14 protein-coding genes are annotated in these 16,242 nt (G+C 60.3%); 13 read left to right on the top strand and 1 reads right to left on the bottom strand.

Annotated features, from left to right (window positions below; translation table 11 throughout):
• Window positions 1-34: 34 nt before the first annotated feature.
• The 3 genes from KGB03_RS05675 to KGB03_RS05685 are packed head-to-tail and all read left to right on the top strand — an operon-like array spanning window position 35 to window position 2,491.
• A complete protein-coding gene (locus tag KGB03_RS05675) occupies window positions 35-1,054 on the top strand; it encodes an aminoglycoside phosphotransferase family protein (RefSeq protein WP_218538446.1) in 1,020 nt (339 codons plus the stop codon).
• A complete protein-coding gene (gene murU, locus KGB03_RS05680) occupies window positions 1,051-1,722 on the top strand; it encodes an N-acetylmuramate alpha-1-phosphate uridylyltransferase MurU (protein ID WP_218538447.1) in 672 nt (223 codons plus the stop codon). Before KGB03_RS05675 ends, murU begins: the two co-directional genes overlap by 4 nt.
• Before the next feature lies 1 nt (window position 1,723).
• The gene (locus tag KGB03_RS05685) at window positions 1,724-2,491 is read left to right on the top strand and encodes a TerB family tellurite resistance protein (protein WP_218538448.1); all 768 of its coding nucleotides are present in this window, start codon (window positions 1,724-1,726) and stop codon (window positions 2,489-2,491) included.
• Window positions 2,492-2,610: 119 nt separating this feature from the next.
• Here KGB03_RS05685 and KGB03_RS05690 read toward each other — a convergent pair whose 3' ends face one another.
• Complete coding sequence (locus KGB03_RS05690) at window positions 2,611-3,603, bottom strand: alpha/beta hydrolase family protein (protein ID WP_218538449.1); 993 nt, start codon at window positions 3,601-3,603, stop codon at window positions 2,611-2,613.
• 73 nt (window positions 3,604-3,676) lie between these two features.
• On the opposite strand from KGB03_RS05690, the gene KGB03_RS05695 reads away from it, so the two are divergent.
• The 10 genes from KGB03_RS05695 (at window position 3,677) to trpE (ending at window position 16,151) form a co-directional block, all read left to right on the top strand.
• Window positions 3,677-6,073, top strand: coding sequence for a PAS domain S-box protein (locus KGB03_RS05695; RefSeq protein ID WP_218538450.1), 2,397 nt, complete (start codon window positions 3,677-3,679; stop codon window positions 6,071-6,073).
• Window positions 6,074-6,190: 117 nt separating this feature from the next.
• Window positions 6,191-6,844, top strand: coding sequence for a response regulator transcription factor (locus tag KGB03_RS05700; protein ID WP_178082239.1), 654 nt, complete (start codon window positions 6,191-6,193; stop codon window positions 6,842-6,844).
• Between the two features lie 343 nt (window positions 6,845-7,187).
• Complete coding sequence (locus KGB03_RS05705; protein ID WP_218538451.1) at window positions 7,188-8,312, top strand: ABC transporter ATP-binding protein; 1,125 nt, start codon at window positions 7,188-7,190, stop codon at window positions 8,310-8,312.
• 50 nt (window positions 8,313-8,362) lie between these two features.
• Window positions 8,363-9,406 (top strand): ABC transporter substrate-binding protein, encoded by a 1,044-nt coding sequence (locus KGB03_RS05710; RefSeq protein WP_111452562.1) that lies wholly within the window; start codon window positions 8,363-8,365, stop codon window positions 9,404-9,406.
• 166 nt (window positions 9,407-9,572) lie between these two features.
• The gene (locus KGB03_RS05715) at window positions 9,573-10,820 is read left to right on the top strand and encodes an ABC transporter permease (RefSeq protein ID WP_218538452.1); all 1,248 of its coding nucleotides are present in this window, start codon (window positions 9,573-9,575) and stop codon (window positions 10,818-10,820) included.
• A 12-nt stretch (window positions 10,821-10,832) separates the two neighbouring features.
• Window positions 10,833-11,657 carry an ABC transporter permease gene (locus tag KGB03_RS05720; protein ID WP_008147216.1) on the top strand — a complete coding sequence of 275 codons (825 nt, stop codon included), beginning with the start codon at window positions 10,833-10,835 and terminating at the stop codon, window positions 11,655-11,657.
• Window positions 11,658-11,879: 222 nt separating this feature from the next.
• The gene (locus KGB03_RS05725; RefSeq protein ID WP_218538453.1) at window positions 11,880-13,028 is read left to right on the top strand and encodes an iron-containing alcohol dehydrogenase; all 1,149 of its coding nucleotides are present in this window, start codon (window positions 11,880-11,882) and stop codon (window positions 13,026-13,028) included.
• A gap of 80 nt (window positions 13,029-13,108) precedes the next feature.
• The gene (gene rpe / locus KGB03_RS05730) at window positions 13,109-13,783 is read left to right on the top strand and encodes a ribulose-phosphate 3-epimerase (RefSeq protein ID WP_008027088.1); all 675 of its coding nucleotides are present in this window, start codon (window positions 13,109-13,111) and stop codon (window positions 13,781-13,783) included.
• On the top strand, window positions 13,780-14,598 hold the full coding sequence (locus KGB03_RS05735) for a phosphoglycolate phosphatase (RefSeq protein ID WP_046045387.1): 819 nt from the start codon (window positions 13,780-13,782) through the stop codon (window positions 14,596-14,598). Before rpe ends, KGB03_RS05735 begins: the two co-directional genes overlap by 4 nt.
• A gap of 71 nt (window positions 14,599-14,669) precedes the next feature.
• A complete protein-coding gene (trpE, locus tag KGB03_RS05740; protein WP_192409285.1) occupies window positions 14,670-16,151 on the top strand; it encodes an anthranilate synthase component I in 1,482 nt (493 codons plus the stop codon).
• Window positions 16,152-16,242 lie beyond the last annotated feature (91 nt).

Consider the following 16,242-nt stretch of genomic DNA (forward strand, 5'->3'; position numbering starts at 1 on the left):
CGCTTGACGGCTAGCGCCGTCGGAGACCCTTGCAATGCCTGACCAAGATGTACGTTTGCAACACCTGAAAGTTTGGCTCGATGAGCAATTGGCTGTCCTCTTTGCAGAGCAGAATTGGGGTGTCGTACCCCCGGCCACGTTGACCGCGGCCAGTAGCGATGCGAGTTTTCGACGTTATTTTCGCTGGGAAGGCGAGGGCAGAAGCTTCGTCGTGATGGACGCGCCACCGCCCCAGGAAAACTGTAAACCCTTCGTGGATATCGCTTTTTTGCTGGCGAAATCCGGAATAAATGTTCCGAAAATTTATGCTGAAGACCTCGAACGTGGTTTTCTTTTGCTCAATGACCTGGGCAACAAGACTTACCTTGACGTGATCGACAGCGAAAATGCCGACGATTTGTTCGAGGATGCCCTGCAAGCACTGCTGGCTTTTCAGCAGTTGCCGATGGTTGCACCGCTGCCAAGTTATGACGTGGCGCTACTGCGCCGTGAGCTGGAGTTGTTCCCTGAGTGGTACGTGAAGCGCGAGTTGGGCATCGAGTTCGACTCGGCGCAGCAAATGCTCTGGCAGAACATAACTGAGCTATTGATCGACAGCGCACTGGCCCAGCCCAAAGTGCTGGTGCACCGCGATTACATGCCACGCAACCTGATGCTCAGCGAGCCAAATCCTGGCGTGCTGGATTTCCAGGACGCAGTCTATGGTCCCGTGACCTACGATGTTACCTGCCTGTTCAAGGATGCGTTCCTCAGCTGGCCCGAGGAGCGTGTGCGCGGCTGGCTGCAAGCTTACTGGCAGCAAGCGGGCGATCTCGGAATCCCGGTTCAGCCCGACTTCGAAGATTTCCTGCGTGCCAGTGACCTGATGGGTGTGCAGCGGCACTTGAAAGTGATCGGCATCTTTGCCCGCATCTGCCACCGTGACGGCAAGCCACGCTATCTTGGCGATGTACCGCGCTTCTTTGCTTATATAGACGCCGTGATCGCCCGCCGTCCTGAACTGGCGGAGCTGGATGTGTTGCTGCTGAGTCTGCGTGCTGGAGTGAATGCATGAAGGCAATGATTCTGGCCGCAGGGAAAGGCGAGCGCATGCGCCCGCTGACCCTGACCACGCCGAAACCGCTGGTTCGCGCGGGCGGTATACCGTTGATCGAGTATCACTTGAAAGCCTTGGCGGTGGCGGGGTTTACCGAGGTGGTGATCAACCATGCCTGGCTCGGCCAGTTGATCGAAAACTACCTGGGTGATGGCTCGCAATACGGCGTACGTATTCAGTACTCGCCGGAAGGTGAACCACTGGAAACCGGAGGCGGGATTTTTCGCGCGCTGCCGTTGCTGGGTGACGAGGCCTTTATGGTGGTCAACGGTGACATCTGGACCGACTACGACTTCAGCATGTTGCACCACCCCATCACCGGGCTGGCGCATCTGGTGTTGGCGGACAACCCTGCCCATCATCCGACTGGCGATTTCAGCCTGATCGACGGGCAAGTCCGCGACGCTCAACCGGGCACTGCAACCCTGACCTACAGCGGCATCGCGGTCCTGCACCCGCAGCTGTTCGACGGTTGCTCCGCCGGCGCCTTCAAGCTTGCACCGCTGCTGCGCAAGGCCATGGCCGATGGACAAGTCACCGGCGAGCACTTGAAGGGACATTGGGTGGATGTTGGCACTCACGAGCGTCTGGCTGAAGTCGAAACCCTGTTAGAAGCGAGACGCTGACATGTTGTGGCCAGGGACTCTGATTGGAGCCGGAGCGGGCTTTTACATTGCCAGCATTCCGGGGGCCATGCTTGGCGCCTTGTTGGGGCAGGTGCTGGATCGGCACTTGCATATACAGAGCTGGGCGCACTTGCGAGAAAAGCTCGGTGGCCGCCCGGTGCTGCGCAACGATGAATTGCTGTTTGTGTTGTTGGGACGCCTGGCCAAGAGCGATGGAAGGGTGGTCGAGGGCCATATCCAGCAGGCCCGTCAGGAAATGCGTTCTCTGGACATGACCGAGTCGGCCCAGCTCCGGGCCATTGCCGCGTTCAATCGCGGCAAGTCGGGAAATGACCGGTTGCGTGGGTATTTGCGCCGCTTGAGCGCTCAGCCTCATGCGGCCGAAGGCGTCTTGCGCGCCTGTTGGCGGATGATCTGGGCGGATGGCCGCGCCGGCAGTGCTGAACGAGAGCTGATCAGGCAGTGGGGTAAATGGCTGGGCTGGACGTCACAACAGGTGCAGGCTCTGGCAGCCGATTACGAGCAGCACAAGTTTGCACAGGCCAGCACCGCGCTGACCTATCAAGATGCTCTGCGGCTTTTGGGCGTTTCGGCGACCACCGAGCCGGCGCAGATCAAGCGTGCTTATCGACGCCTGCTGAGTCGCCATCACCCGGACAAGATCGCCGGCAGCGGTGCGACGGCGCTGCAGGTGCGCGAAGCCACTGACAAAACTCGCGAACTGCATAGCGCCTACACATTGATTCGCGCGCGGCGGGATTTTCGTTAGGGCAACAGATTTGTAGTGTTTGACGCTCCCTTCGCGAGCAAGCCCGCTCCCACATTTGTCCTGTGTACACCGGTCAAATGTGGGAGCGGGCTTGCTCGCGAAGGGGGCGGCGCGGTCTATCAGTTGACCGCGTTCTGTGGATTCAACCAGCCTCGCACCCGCCGGAACAGCTGCTCTTGCTCAGCCTTGGAATTACCCGGCAAAGCCTTGAGCGAGACCTGGCTGAACCCCGAAGTCTTCAAGCGTTTGCTGGCTTGCAAGCGCTCCAGTGCCAGGTTGCGATCCAGCGGCTTGTCCATATAGAAAATGTCTGCAGTGGGCAGCTTCAGGGTCGGTGTCAGTTCGGCCAGCTCTGGTTTGGCTTTCACCGGCATCTGAGCGGCGACCATCACAAACTTTTCCACTTGCGAGGGCTGCTTCTCGCTCAAATAGCGCGCGGCCCAGTAAGCGCCAGTGCCATGCCCCAGCACGACAATGCGGCGAGCGCTTTGCTGTTCGGCGTAGGCGATCGCGGCGTCGATGCGGGCGAAGATTCGTTCGGCGTCGGCTTTGGCCTGTTCCTCGGTGGTTTCGGCGATCGCCTTGTCCGCCACCTCCGCTTCACCGCCTGCCGCTTGTTCGATGGGCGCGGCAGTGGTCGAGTTTTTGCTGCCGGTGTCAGCGGCTTTTGGTGTAGGTGCGATTTCTACGATACGCGGCGCAATGGCATCGCTTTGCAGGTCCGGCAAGGTGATACTCAGGCTGCTCCACTCGGCGTCCGGCAATTTACGTCGCAATGGACCGATTGCTTGCGGCCAGTCAACGGTTTCGCCGGCGCCCGGGATGATAATCACCGCGCCTTTGGGTTCGGCGGTATTGGCCGGTTTCCACAAGGCCAGAAACGTGTCGCTGCCCGCTTGCAGTTGCTGCTGTTCCTGAGCCGGGATCTGTCGCTCAAGTGCAGACGCTTCTTCCTGACTACGCTCAAGCAGCGGCTGGCGCTCGACCGGTTTTTCTTCGGCGGGGGTTTCCGTAGTGGCAGGCGCCGGGTCAGCGGCCTCGACAGAAAAGGCGCAAGGCAGGATCAGCGACAGGCACAATGCTGGCAGTGCCAGGCGGTAGACAGGGGGCATCGGATATTCCAGGCCAGAAGTTATTCCGGCAGCCTAATGGGTTGGTCAGTATTTGTCAGTGTGTGAGATTTCGATGATGCGTTTTCGCTGCCTGTGGGTTATCGGCTGTTTGTGGTTTCCCTTGATGGGCTGGGCGGCTCCCGCGCCACCGGTGCACGTCGCGCAATTGTCCGCGGACCAGCAGCAATGGCTGGCGCAGCATGGCGAATTGCGCGTGGGACTGGTGTTGCAGGTGCCCTACGCCCAATACGATCGCCGCTTGCAGCGTTTGTCCGGGGTCAATGTCGAGCTGATGAAGTGGCTGGCCAAGGCGCTCAAAGTCGAGCTGAGCTGGCGCAACTTTCCCGACCTGGAGCAACTGGAAGCCGCCGCGCGCGAGGGTGACATCGACATCGCTCCGGGGCTGACCCAAACCCCCGGTGGCCTGCGGCTCTGGCAGTTTTCCGACCCGTATATGCGGGTGCCGCAACTGGTGGTCAGCGACCAGAAAAGCACCGGCGTGGTCGAGCTGGAAAAACTCGACAGCCAGACCCGCGTCGCCGTGCGCATGCCCGGCGCCACCGCCGATTACCTGCGCAGCAATTACCCGCACCTGAATCTTCAAGGCGTACCGATCGAGCGCCAGGCACTGCAACTGTTATTGAGTCAGCAGGCCAGTTACGCCGTGATCGACGAAGCGCAGTTAGGGCGTTTGTCCGCCGAACCTGAGTTCGCCGGGCTGGTGGTGGTCGGTGATATCGGCTTGCCGCAACTGTTGCGGGTGGCCACGCGCCGGGATTGGCCGGAACTGGCCGGCATCGTTGAAAGCGCGCTGCGGGCGATCCCGGCCAAGGACCTGGAGCAGCTGCACAACCAATGGCTGCAACCCAAATACCCGCGCCTGACCGAGTCCCCGGGTTTCTGGCAAAACCTCTGTCTGTTGTTGGCGGTGCTGATGCTGAGCAGCATGGCCATCGTGTTCTGGCAGCGTCGGCAACAGCACAGTCTTGAGCATCGTTTGCGGGCCGCGCGCGAAGACATTGCCCTGCGTGCCGCCAGTGAAGAAGCCTTGCGCCTCACTCAGTTTTCCATCGACCAGAGCACTGTCGGCATCCTTTGGGTCAACTGGGACAGCCATGTGCGCTACGCCAATCGCGCGGCCGAAACCATGCTGGGTTATCCGGCGGGCGGGATCATTGATCGGCCACTGATCGACTTCGAGCCCGGCTTGCACATGGATCGCTGGCTGAACCTGTGGAAACGCGCCCGGGCCAGTGAGGACGGCCCGCAAAGTTTTGAAACCAACTGCATACGGGCGGATGGCAGCAACCTGCCGGTGGACGTTTCGCTGAGCTTTTTGCGGTTTCGCGACAGTGAATACCTGGTGGTTTACCTCAATGACGTCACCGAGCGCCGTCGTGCATTGGCTGCGTTGCAGGAAAGCGAGGCGCGTCTGCAAGGGATCGCTGCCAACGTGCCAGGACTGGTCTTTCGTCTGGAGCGGGCGCCGGTGACGGGGCAGATCGATTTTGCCTACATCAGTGAAGGTAGCGAGAGCCTGGTCGGTTACTCGCCGGCCACCCTGGCCCATCGCGACAAAGGCCTGCGCAGTCTGGTGCATCCCGACGACAAGGCCAGTTATCACCAAACCCAGGACCATGCGCTGGACACCGACAGTGACTGGTCGTGGCAGGGACGGATTCTCACCCGTTCGGGCGAACAGCGCTGGGCCGAAATCAAGGCCATCACCCGCCGACTCGAAGACGGCGCCTATGTCTGGGACGGGATCGTCTGGGACATCAGCGAGAGCAAGCGCATCGAACTGGAACTGGCCAGTTCTCGCGAACAGTTGCGTGAATTGTCCGCGCACCTGGAGAGTGTGCGGGAAGAGGAAAAAGCCCGCATCGCCCGGGAAGTACACGACGAACTCGGTCAGATGTTGACCGTGCTCAAACTGGAAACCTCCATGTGCGAACTGGCCTACGCCCAGCTCGACCCTGGTCTGAACGAGCGCTTGAACAGCATGAAGCGACTAATCGCGCAGCTGTTCCAACTGGTTCGCGATGTAGCCACGGCACTGCGGCCGCCGATTCTTGACGCCGGGATCGCTTCGGCCATCGAGTGGCAGGCTCGCCGATTCGAGGCGCGCACGCAGATTCCGTGTCTGGTGCAGGTGCCGGAGAACCTGCCGGTGCTCAGTGATGCCAAGGCGATTGGCCTGTTCCGGATCCTTCAGGAAGCGCTGACCAATGTCATGCGCCATGCCCAGGCGCATACTGTCGAACTGACATTGGCGCTGGAAGGCGACGAGTTGTGCCTGACCGTCAGCGATGATGGCGTAGGATTTGTCCCCGCTACCGGTAGGTCAACCTCCTTCGGGGTGGTGGGCATGCGCGAGCGAGTGTTGATCATGGGCGGGCAGTTGTCGCTTGAGAGTGAACCGGGTGAAGGCACGACCCTGAGCGTGCGAGTGCCGCTGGATGAGGCCTGAGGGTTTTGAGTTGTTTGGGCAGACGCCTTCGCGAGCAAGCCCGCTCCCACAGGGAGTTGTGTAAGTGCAGAAATCTTTGGCTCTCCCCAATCACTGTGGAAGCGGGCTTGCTCGCGAATGATCTTGAATCTGGAGAAGAACGTGATCCGTGTACTGGTAGCCGAAGACCACACCATCGTCCGCGAAGGCATCAAGCAATTGATCGGCCTGGCCAAGGATTTGCTGGTGGTAGGGGAGGCGAGCAATGGCGAGCAGTTGCTCGAGACGTTGCGCCATGTTCCCTGTGAAGTGGTCTTGCTGGACATCTCCATGCCTGGGGTCAATGGCCTGGAGGCGATTCCGCGGATTCGTGCGCTGAACAATCCGCCAGCGATTCTGGTGTTGTCGATGCACGACGAAGCGCAAATGGCCGCCCGTGCGTTGAAGGTCGGCGCTGCGGGTTATGCGACCAAGGACAGCGATCCGGCGCTGCTGCTGACGGCGATCCGCAAGGTCGCGGCGGGCGGGCGCTACATCGACCCGGACCTGGCCGACCGCATGGTCTTCGAAGTCGGCCTGACCGATTCGCGGCCGTTGCACTCGTTGTTGTCCGAACGCGAATTCTCGGTGTTCGAACGCCTGGCCCAGGGCGCCAACGTCAATGACATCGCCCAGCAACTGGCCTTGAGCAGCAAAACCATCAGCACCCACAAGGCGCGGCTGATGCAGAAACTCAACATCACCTCCCTGGCGGAACTGGTGAAGTACGCCATGGAGCACAAACTGCTCTAAATCCCGCCACCGGCCCATTGTGGGAGCGAGCTTGCTCGCGAAGGGGGCGTGTCAGTCGAAATCAATATTGCCTGACCAACCGCTTTCGCGAGCAAGCCCGCTCCCACAGGGATAGTAGTGGCATATCCATTTGCGACACCCCGCAAATCCGCTTTTGCCTGTCCTTGCGGCTTGTAGCTGACAGCTTGCCGCTGTGTTTGCCAAAACGCGCCATCCTTGTAGGGCAATCCCTACCCCCAACCTTCCATCCTGCTGAGGCCATTCTCTCCTGCGCCCCGATTTGCGCGGTCAGCAGCGTCCACTAGGCTTAGTCCACAGCAGTCATCACAACAAAGGTGTGGGTATGAGCCAGGTCGATTCAAACGCAGGGGCCAGCGATATTCTGGTCAGCTTTCGTGGAGTGCAAAAAAGCTACGACGGCGAGAACCTGATCGTCAAAGACCTCAACCTGGAGATTCGCAAAGGCGAATTCCTCACCTTGCTCGGGCCGTCCGGCTCCGGCAAGACCACCAGCCTGATGATGCTCGCCGGTTTCGAAACACCGACCGCAGGCGAAATCCAGCTGGCCGGGCGTTCCATCAACAACGTGCCGCCGCACAAACGCGACATCGGCATGGTGTTCCAGAACTACGCGTTGTTCCCGCACATGACCGTTGCCGAGAACCTCGCGTTCCCGTTGACCGTGCGCGGCTTGAACAAGAGCGATGTCAGCGACAAGGTCAAAAAAGTCCTGAGCATGGTCCAGCTCGACACCTTCGCCCAGCGTTATCCGGGGCAACTGTCCGGCGGTCAGCAACAGCGTGTGGCTCTGGCCCGCGCCTTGGTGTTCGAACCGCAACTGGTGCTGATGGACGAACCCCTCGGCGCACTGGACAAACAACTGCGCGAACACATGCAGATGGAAATCAAACACCTGCACCAGCGCCTCGGCGTGACCGTGGTCTACGTGACCCACGACCAGGGCGAAGCCCTGACCATGTCCGATCGCGTGGCCGTGTTCCACCAGGGCGAAATCCAGCAGATCGCGCCGCCGCGCACCCTCTATGAAGAGCCGAAAAACACCTTCGTCGCCAACTTCATCGGCGAGAACAACCGCCTCAACGGCCGCTTGCACAGCCACACCGGCGACCGCTGTGTGGTTGAGTTGGGACGCGGTGAAAAGGTTGAAGCCCTGGCGGTCAACGTCGGCAAGACCGGTGAACCGGTCACGCTGTCGATTCGCCCCGAGCGCATCAGCCTCAACGGCGCAAGCGATCAATGCGTCAACCGCTTCTCAGGGCGGGTGGAGGAATTCATCTACCTGGGCGACCACGTCCGGGTTCGCCTGGAAGTCTGCGGCAAGACCGATTTCTTTGTGAAACAACCGATTGCCGAGCTCGATCCCGCGCTGGCCGTCGGCGACGTAGTACCGCTTGGCTGGCAGGTCGAACACGTTCGCGCGCTCGACCCACTTCTAGAGGCGCATTGATCGCCCCCCTGCTTCAACAACACCAACCCTGCACGTGGAGAGAACAATAAATGTTGAGATCCCTGAAATTCACCGCTTTGGTCATGGGCATGATCGGCGCGGCACACGCAATGGCGGCGGGCCCGGACCTGACCGTGGTGTCCTTTGGCGGGGCGAACAAGGCGGCGCAGGTCAAAGCCTTCTACGCACCGTGGGAAGCGGCAGGTAACGGCAAGATCGTGGCGGGCGAGTACAACGGCGAAATGGCCAAGGTCAAAGCCATGGTCGACACCAAGAGCGTGTCCTGGGACCTGGTAGAAGTTGAATCGCCAGAACTGTCCCGTGGTTGCGACGAAGACATGTTCGAGCAGCTTGATCCGAAGTTGTTCGGTAAGTCCGAAGACTACGTCAAAGGCGCCATCCAGCCATGCGGCGTGGGCTTCTTCGTGTGGTCGACCGTGCTGGCCTACAACGCCGACAAGCTGAAATCTGCACCGACCAGCTGGGTGGATTTCTGGGACACCAAGAAATTCCCGGGCAAACGTGGCCTGCGTAAAGGCGCCAAGTACACCCTGGAATTCGCTCTGATGGCCGACGGCGTTGCGCCGAAAGACGTCTACAAAGTACTGGCCGGCAAGGACGGTCAGGACCGCGCGTTCAAGAAGCTCGATGAGCTCAAACCAAGCATCCAGTGGTGGGAAGCCGGCGCGCAACCGCCGCAGTACCTCGCTTCCGGCGACGTGGTCATGAGCTCGGCCTACAACGGCCGGATCGCTGCCGTGCAGAAAGAAAGCAACCTGAAAGTCGTGTGGAACGGCGGTATCTACGACTTCGATGCATGGGCCATCCCGAAAGGTCTGGATAAAGCACGCGCTGAAGCGGCGAAGAAATTCATCGCGTTCTCCGTGGCGCCGCAGCAGCAGAAGACCTACTCGGAAAACATCGCTTACGGCCCGGCCAACATTCAAGCCGTACCGTTGCTGGCCAAGGATGTCCTCAAAGACATGCCGACCACCCCGGAAAACATCGCCAACCAGGTGCAGATCGACGTCAGCTTCTGGGCTGACAACGGTGAGCAACTGGAACAGCGCTTCAATTCCTGGGCTGCGAAGTAACTAGAGGGCTCGCCCTTCTGTGGGAGTGAGCCCGCTCGCGATTGCGGTGTATCAGTCAGCATCAATGTTGAATTTGAAGACGCCATCGCGAGCAGGCTCACTCCCACACTAAAAGTTCGAGGTGGTACGCCACCTCTGCAACGATCAAAGATTTCCGGAGTACGCCATGGCCACCGCCATTCCCCTGAACGCGGGCACCGACCCCACCTTGAAGCAGCGGCTCAAGCACGCCGAGCGGATCAACCGCTGGAAAGCACAAGCCTTGATCGCGCCGTTGGTGCTGTTTCTGTTGCTGGTGTTCCTGGTGCCCATCGTGGCGCTGCTCTACAAAAGTGTCGGTAACCCGGAAGTGGTCGGCGGCATGCCGCGCACTGTGGCGGCTATCGCCAGTTGGGATGGCCGAGGCCTGCCCGCTGAACCGGTTTACAAGGCCGCCAGCGAAGACCTCGCTGAAGCCCGCAAGAATCAGACCCTGGGCGACCTGTCCAAGCGCTTGAACATGGAGTTGGCCGGCTACCGCAGCCTGCTGACCAAAACCGCACGTGCCTTACCGTTCGCCACCGAACCGACCTCCTATAAAGAAGCGCTGGAAGGTCTCGACGAGCGCTGGGGCGACCCGGCCTACTGGCAAGCCGTGCGCCGCAACACCAGCAACATCACCCCTTATTACTTGCTGGCGGCAGTCGATCACCGTATCGACGACCTCGGCGAAATCGCCCCGGCCACGCCCGATCAGGCGATCTACCTCGACATCTTCGCCCGGACCTTCTGGATGGGGCTGATCATCACCGTGATCTGCCTGCTGCTGGCGTATCCGTTGGCCTACCTGCTGGCGAACCTGCCGTCACGGCAAAGCAACCTGCTGATGATTCTGGTGCTGCTGCCGTTCTGGACTTCGATCCTGGTGCGGGTCGCCGCGTGGATCGTGTTGCTGCAATCGGGTGGTTTGATCAACAGCGGCCTGATGGCGATGGGCATCATCGATAAACCGCTGGAGCTGGTGTTCAACCGCACCGGGGTTTACATCTCCATGGTGCACATCCTGCTGCCGTTCATGATTCTGCCGATCTACAGCGTGATGAAAGGCATTTCGCCGACCTACATGCGTGCCGCGATTTCCCTCGGCTGTCACCCGTTCGCCAGTTTCTGGCGGGTGTACTTCCCGCAGACCTATGCCGGTGTCGGCGCCGGTTGCCTGTTGGTGTTCATCCTCGCCATCGGCTACTACATCACCCCGGCCTTGCTGGGCAGTCCGAACGATCAGATGGTCAGTTACTTCGTCGCCTTCTACACCAACACCAGCATCAACTGGGGCATGGCGACCGCACTCGGTGGGCTGCTGCTGTTGGCGACCGTGGTGCTTTATCTGATTTACAGCTGGCTGGTGGGCGCCAGTCGCCTGCGCCTGAGCTAAGGGGAGAACGAAATGCTGAGTCCTTATATGTCGCCCATTGAGCGGGTGTGGTTCTACGGTTTGCGGATTCTCTGCGGCTTGATTTTGTTGTTCCTGATCCTTCCGGTGCTGGTGATCATTCCGCTGTCGTTCAACTCGGGGAGTTTTCTGGTCTATCCGCTGCAAGGCTTCTCACTGCACTGGTACCAGGACTTCTTTGCTTCGGCGGAATGGATGCGTTCGTTGAAGAACAGCATGATCGTGGCTCCGGCGGCGACCGTGCTGGCGATGATCTTCGGCACGCTGGCAGCGATCGGCCTGACCCGGGGCGATTTCCCGGGCAAACCGCTGGTGATGGCGCTGGTGATTTCGCCGATGGTGGTGCCGGTTGTGATCATTGGTGTGGCCAGTTACCTGACCTTTGCCCCACTGGGATTTGGCAACAGCTATATCTCGCTGATCGTCGTGCACGCCGTCTTGGGTGTGCCGTTTGTGATCATCACGGTGTCGGCGACCTTGCAGGGGTTTAACCAAAACCTGGTGCGCGCCGCTGCAAGCCTGGGTGCTTCGCCACTGACGGCGTTCCGTCGGGTGACCTTGCCGCTGATTGCGCCTGGCGTGATCTCCGGTGCGCTGTTTGCCTTCGCCACTTCGTTCGATGAAGTGGTGGTGACGCTGTTCCTCGCCGGTCCTGAACAAGCGACATTGCCACGGCAGATGTTCAGCGGTATCCGCGAAAACCTCAGCCCGACCATCGCGGCGGCGGCGACGTTGCTGATTGCCTTCTCGGTGATCCTGCTGCTGACCCTGGAATGGCTGCGCGGCCGTAGCGAAAAACTGCGTACCGCCCAAGTATAAAGCTACACCCCGATCAACCTGTGGGAGTGAGCCTGCTCGCGATAGCGGATAGACATTCAACATTGATGTCGACTGACACACCGCTATCGCGAGCAGGCTCGCTCCCACAGGTGTTTTGTGTGGTTTTCGGGATCGGCGGTTATTCATGACCTGAATAGCAGACAAACCCCAATCCCCAGCTACTCTTGTGCCCAGCTCCCCTATCTATAAGAGGCTGCGCACATGAGTCTTTCCTCTTTCAAAATCGCCCACAAACTGATCACCGGCGCAGCTGCCATCGAGCAACTGGCGGCGGAACTGACACGCCTGGACATCGACAACCCGCTGATCGTCACCGATGCCGCACTGGTCAAGTCCGGCACGGTCGAGCTGGCGCTGGCGCAGTTGGGCGACCGAACCTACGAAATTTTCGACCGTGTATTGCCTGACCCGGAAATCGCCATCGTCGAAGACTGCATGCGGGTCTACCGCGAGGGCGGGCACGACGGACTGATCGGCCTGGGCGGCGGCAGTGCCATCGACATCGCTAAAAGTGTCGCGGCCTACGCCGGTTATCACGGGGCGCTGGACGATCTGTTCGGCATCGATCAGGTGCCGCGCAAAGGCCCGCCGCTGATTGCCATTCCGACCACCGCCGGTACCGGCTCGGAAGTCACCAACGTGGCGATCCTCTCCGACAAGGTCGCGCAGCTGAAAAAAGGCATCGTCAGCGACTATCTATTACCGGACGTGGCGCTGGTCAGTCCACAAATGACCCTGACCTGTCCGCGCAGTGTCACAGCTGCCAGTGGCGTCGATGCTCTGGTGCACGCCATCGAATCCTATCTGTCGTTGAACGCCTCACCGATTACCGACGCGCTGGCCATCGGCGCCATCAAGCTCATCGCCAAGGCGCTGCCCAAGGCCTACGCCAATCCGTCCAATCTCCAGGCCCGCGAAGACATGGCCACCGCCAGTCTGATGGCCGGCATGGCGTTCGGCAATGCCGGGGTCGGCGCGGTGCACGCGCTGGCGTATCCGCTGGGCGGCCGTTTCAACATTGCCCATGGCGTCAGCAACGCCTTGCTGCTGCCGTATGTCATGACCTGGAACAAAATGGCCTGCGTGGAGCGCATGCAGGATATCGCCGAGGCCATGGGGGTGAAGACCGCTCATCTGAGCGCCAACGACGCGGCGGACAAGGCCGTAGAGGCGATGACCGAGTTGTGCGCTGCGGTGGAAATCCCGCCGGGACTGCGCAGCTTCGGCGTTCCCGAAGACGCCATCCCGGCCATGGCCGTGGAAGCGGCGGGAATTGAGCGCCTGATGCGCAACAATCCGCGCAAATTGAGTGCAGTCGATATCGAGAAGATCTACCGAGCGGCTTACTGATCATCGCAGCCACGTCGCGCGCGTCAAAGCATGAGGTATACAATGCGCGCCATCGTGATTCTGCTCAAAAAAGGTGCGTCATGCAGCCCTTCGTAATTGCTCCGTCGATTCTCTCCGCCGACTTCGCCCGCCTGGGTGAAGAAGTGGACAACGTCCTGGCCGCTGGCGCCGACTTTGTGCACTTCGATGTCATGGACAACCACTACGTGCCGAACCTGACGATCGGCCCGATGGTGTGCGCTGCACTGCGCAAGTACGGCGTGACCGCGCCGATCGACGCGCACCTGATGGTCAGCCCGGTGGACCGCATCGTCGGTGACTTCATCGAAGCCGGCGCGACCTACATCACTTTTCACCCGGAAGCCTCGCAGCACGTCGACCGCTCCCTGCAACTGATCCGCGAAGGCGGCTGCAAGTCGGGCCTGGTGTTCAACCCGGCGACGCCGCTGGACGTGCTCAAGTACGTGATGGACAAGGTCGACATGATCCTGTTGATGAGCGTCAACCCGGGCTTCGGCGGGCAGAAGTTCATCCCCGGCACCCTCGACAAGCTGCGTGAAGCGCGGGCGCTGATCGATGCCTCCGGCCGTGACATCCGCCTGGAAATCGACGGCGGCGTGAACGTGAACAACATTCGTGAAATCGCCGCTGCTGGCGCCGACACCTTCGTCGCCGGCTCGGCGATCTTCAATGCGCCGAACTACCAAGAGGTGATTGAAAAGATGCGTTCCGAACTGGCGCTGGCCCGCCCATGAGTGGCTTTGAGCAGTTGTTCCCGGGGTCTCTGCCACGGCTGGTGATGTTCGATCTGGATGGCACGTTGATCGATTCGGTCCCCGACCTCGCAGCGGCTGTGGATAACATGCTGCTCAAACTCGGGCGAAAACCTGCCGGCATCGAATCGGTGCGTGAGTGGGTGGGCAACGGCGTGCACACGCTGGTACGCCGGGCCTTGGCCAACCACATCGACGCCGAGGGTGTCGATGAGGTCGAGGCCGAGCATGCCCTGGAGCTGTTCAACGGTTTTTACGAAGACGGTCACGAGCTGACGGTGGTTTACCCTGGCGTGCGCGACACCCTGAAATGGCTGCACAAGCAGGGTGTCGAGATGGCGCTGATCACCAACAAGCCGGAGCGTTTCGTCGCGCCGCTGCTGGACCAGATGAAAATCGGTCGTTATTTCCGTTTGATCATCGGCGGCGACACCCTGCCACAGAAAAAGCCGGACCCGGCAGCGTTGTTTTTCGTGATGAAAATGACCAACATCCCGGCGTCGCAATCCTTGTTCGTCGGCGATTCGCGCAGCGATGTGCTGGCGGCGAAAGCGGCGGGGGTCAAATGCGTGGCGCTCAGTTATGGCTATAACCATGGCCGTCCGATTGCCGAAGAGTCGCCGGCACTGGTGATCGACGATCTGCGCAAGTTAATTCCCGGTTGCCTGGATCCAGCCGCTGAGATAACGTTGCCCGACGCTGTTCAACCCCCTTCTGGAAACGCCATCGTGGTGGTCACTCGCAAACTCTGGATGAAAGTCATCAAGGCCCTGGCCCGCTGGCGTTGGCGCGCCTGACTTGTTCCTGGCCGGCCTACCGGCGCGTTTGCATACCTGACTGTTAGACCCTCAAGCCACGAGGCTACCCCATGATCCGCGAAGAATTCCTGCGTTTGGCCGCTGCCGGCTACAACCGCATCCCGCTTGCCTGCGAAACCCTGGCCGACTTCGACACACCGCTGTCGATCTACCTGAAACTGGCCGACGAGCCCAACTCCTACCTGCTGGAATCGGTGCAGGGCGGGGAGAAGTGGGGCCGTTACTCGATCATCGGTCTGCCGTGCCGCACCGTGCTGCGGGTTCACGACCATCACGTCAGCGTGACCCACGACGGCATCGAGATCGAAAGCCACGAAGCCGAAGATCCACTGGCCTTTGTCGAAGCATTCAAAGCCCGCTACAACGTGCCGACCATCCCTGGCCTGCCGCGCTTCAATGGCGGTCTGGTGGGTTACTTCGGTTACGACTGCGTGCGCTATGTGGAGAAGCGATTAGGCAAGTGCCCGAACCCGGATCCGTTGGGCGTGCCGGACATTCTGCTGATGGTTTCCGACGCGGTGGTCGTGTTCGACAACCTCGCCGGCAAGATGCACGCGATTGTGCTGGCCGATCCGTCGCAGGACGATGCATTCGAGCAAGGTCAGGCGCGCCTGGAAGAGCTGCTGGAAAAACTCCGTCAGCCGATTACCCCGCGCCGTGGCCTGGATTTCAGCAAGCAACAGTCTGCTGATCCGGTATTTCGTTCGAGCTTCACCCAGGACGATTACGAAAAAGCCGTCGACACCATCAAGGAATACATCCTGGCCGGTGACTGCATGCAGGTCGTGCCGTCCCAGCGCATGTCGATCGACTTCAAGGCTGCGCCGATCGATCTGTACCGGGCGCTGCGCTGCTTCAACCCGACGCCTTATATGTATTTCTTCAACTTCGGCGACTTCCATGTCGTCGGCAGTTCGCCGGAAGTGCTGGTGCGGGTCGAAGACAACCTGATCACCGTACGCCCGATCGCCGGCACTCGCCCACGCGGGGCCAACGAAGAGGCGGACCTGGCGCTGGAAAAAGACCTGCTGTCTGACGACAAGGAAATTGCCGAGCACTTGATGCTGATCGATCTGGGCCGTAACGACACCGGTCGGGTTTCGGAAATCGGTTCGGTGAAACTCACCGAAAAGATGGTGATCGAGCGTTATTCCAACGTGATGCACATCGTGTCCAACGTCACCGGTCAATTGAAAGCAGGGCTGACGGCGATGGACGCACTGCGGGCGATTCTGCCGGCGGGCACCTTGTCTGGCGCACCGAAGATTCGCGCGATGGAAATCATCGACGAACTGGAACCGGTCAAGCGGGGAGTCTACGGCGGCGCGGTCGGCTATTTCGCCTGGAACGGCAACATGGACACCGCAATCGCGATCCGCACCGCGGTGATCAAGAATGGCGAACTGCATGTGCAGGCCGGCGGCGGCATCGTTGCCGATTCGGTACCGGCGCTGGAATGGGAAGAAACCCTGAACAAGCGCCGAGCGATGTTCCGCGCCGTAGCCCTGGCCGAGCAAACCCCGGACGCCTGAGTTCACGCAAAACCTGTGGGAGCGGGCTTGCTCGCGAAAGCGGCATTTCATTCAACATTTGAGGTGAATGACACTCCGCTTTCGCGAGCAA

The sequence above is a fragment of the Pseudomonas sp. BF-B-26 genome (genome assembly GCF_019956495.1).
Classification (GTDB): Bacteria; Pseudomonadota; Gammaproteobacteria; order Pseudomonadales; family Pseudomonadaceae; genus Aquipseudomonas.

Excerpts from the sequence above, each read along its gene's own strand:
- KGB03_RS05675 (WP_218538446.1), top strand. The coding sequence starts at position 35 with ATGCCTGACCAAGATGTACGTTTGCAACACCTGAAAGTTTGGCTCGAT.
- murU (WP_218538447.1), top strand. The coding sequence starts at position 1,051 with ATGAAGGCAATGATTCTGGCCGCAGGGAAAGGCGAGCGCATGCGCCCG.
- KGB03_RS05685 (WP_218538448.1), top strand. The coding sequence starts at position 1,724 with ATGTTGTGGCCAGGGACTCTGATTGGAGCCGGAGCGGGCTTTTACATT.
- KGB03_RS05690 (WP_218538449.1), bottom strand. The coding sequence starts at position 3,603 with ATGCCCCCTGTCTACCGCCTGGCACTGCCAGCATTGTGCCTGTCGCTG.
- KGB03_RS05695 (WP_218538450.1), top strand. The coding sequence starts at position 3,677 with ATGATGCGTTTTCGCTGCCTGTGGGTTATCGGCTGTTTGTGGTTTCCC.
- KGB03_RS05700 (WP_178082239.1), top strand. The coding sequence starts at position 6,191 with ATGATCTTGAATCTGGAGAAGAACGTGATCCGTGTACTGGTAGCCGAA.
- KGB03_RS05705 (WP_218538451.1), top strand. The coding sequence starts at position 7,188 with ATGAGCCAGGTCGATTCAAACGCAGGGGCCAGCGATATTCTGGTCAGC.
- KGB03_RS05710 (WP_111452562.1), top strand. The coding sequence starts at position 8,363 with ATGTTGAGATCCCTGAAATTCACCGCTTTGGTCATGGGCATGATCGGC.
- KGB03_RS05715 (WP_218538452.1), top strand. The coding sequence starts at position 9,573 with ATGGCCACCGCCATTCCCCTGAACGCGGGCACCGACCCCACCTTGAAG.
- KGB03_RS05720 (WP_008147216.1), top strand. The coding sequence starts at position 10,833 with ATGCTGAGTCCTTATATGTCGCCCATTGAGCGGGTGTGGTTCTACGGT.
- KGB03_RS05725 (WP_218538453.1), top strand. The coding sequence starts at position 11,880 with ATGAGTCTTTCCTCTTTCAAAATCGCCCACAAACTGATCACCGGCGCA.
- rpe (WP_008027088.1), top strand. The coding sequence starts at position 13,109 with ATGCAGCCCTTCGTAATTGCTCCGTCGATTCTCTCCGCCGACTTCGCC.
- KGB03_RS05735 (WP_046045387.1), top strand. The coding sequence starts at position 13,780 with ATGAGTGGCTTTGAGCAGTTGTTCCCGGGGTCTCTGCCACGGCTGGTG.
- trpE (WP_192409285.1), top strand. The coding sequence starts at position 14,670 with ATGATCCGCGAAGAATTCCTGCGTTTGGCCGCTGCCGGCTACAACCGC.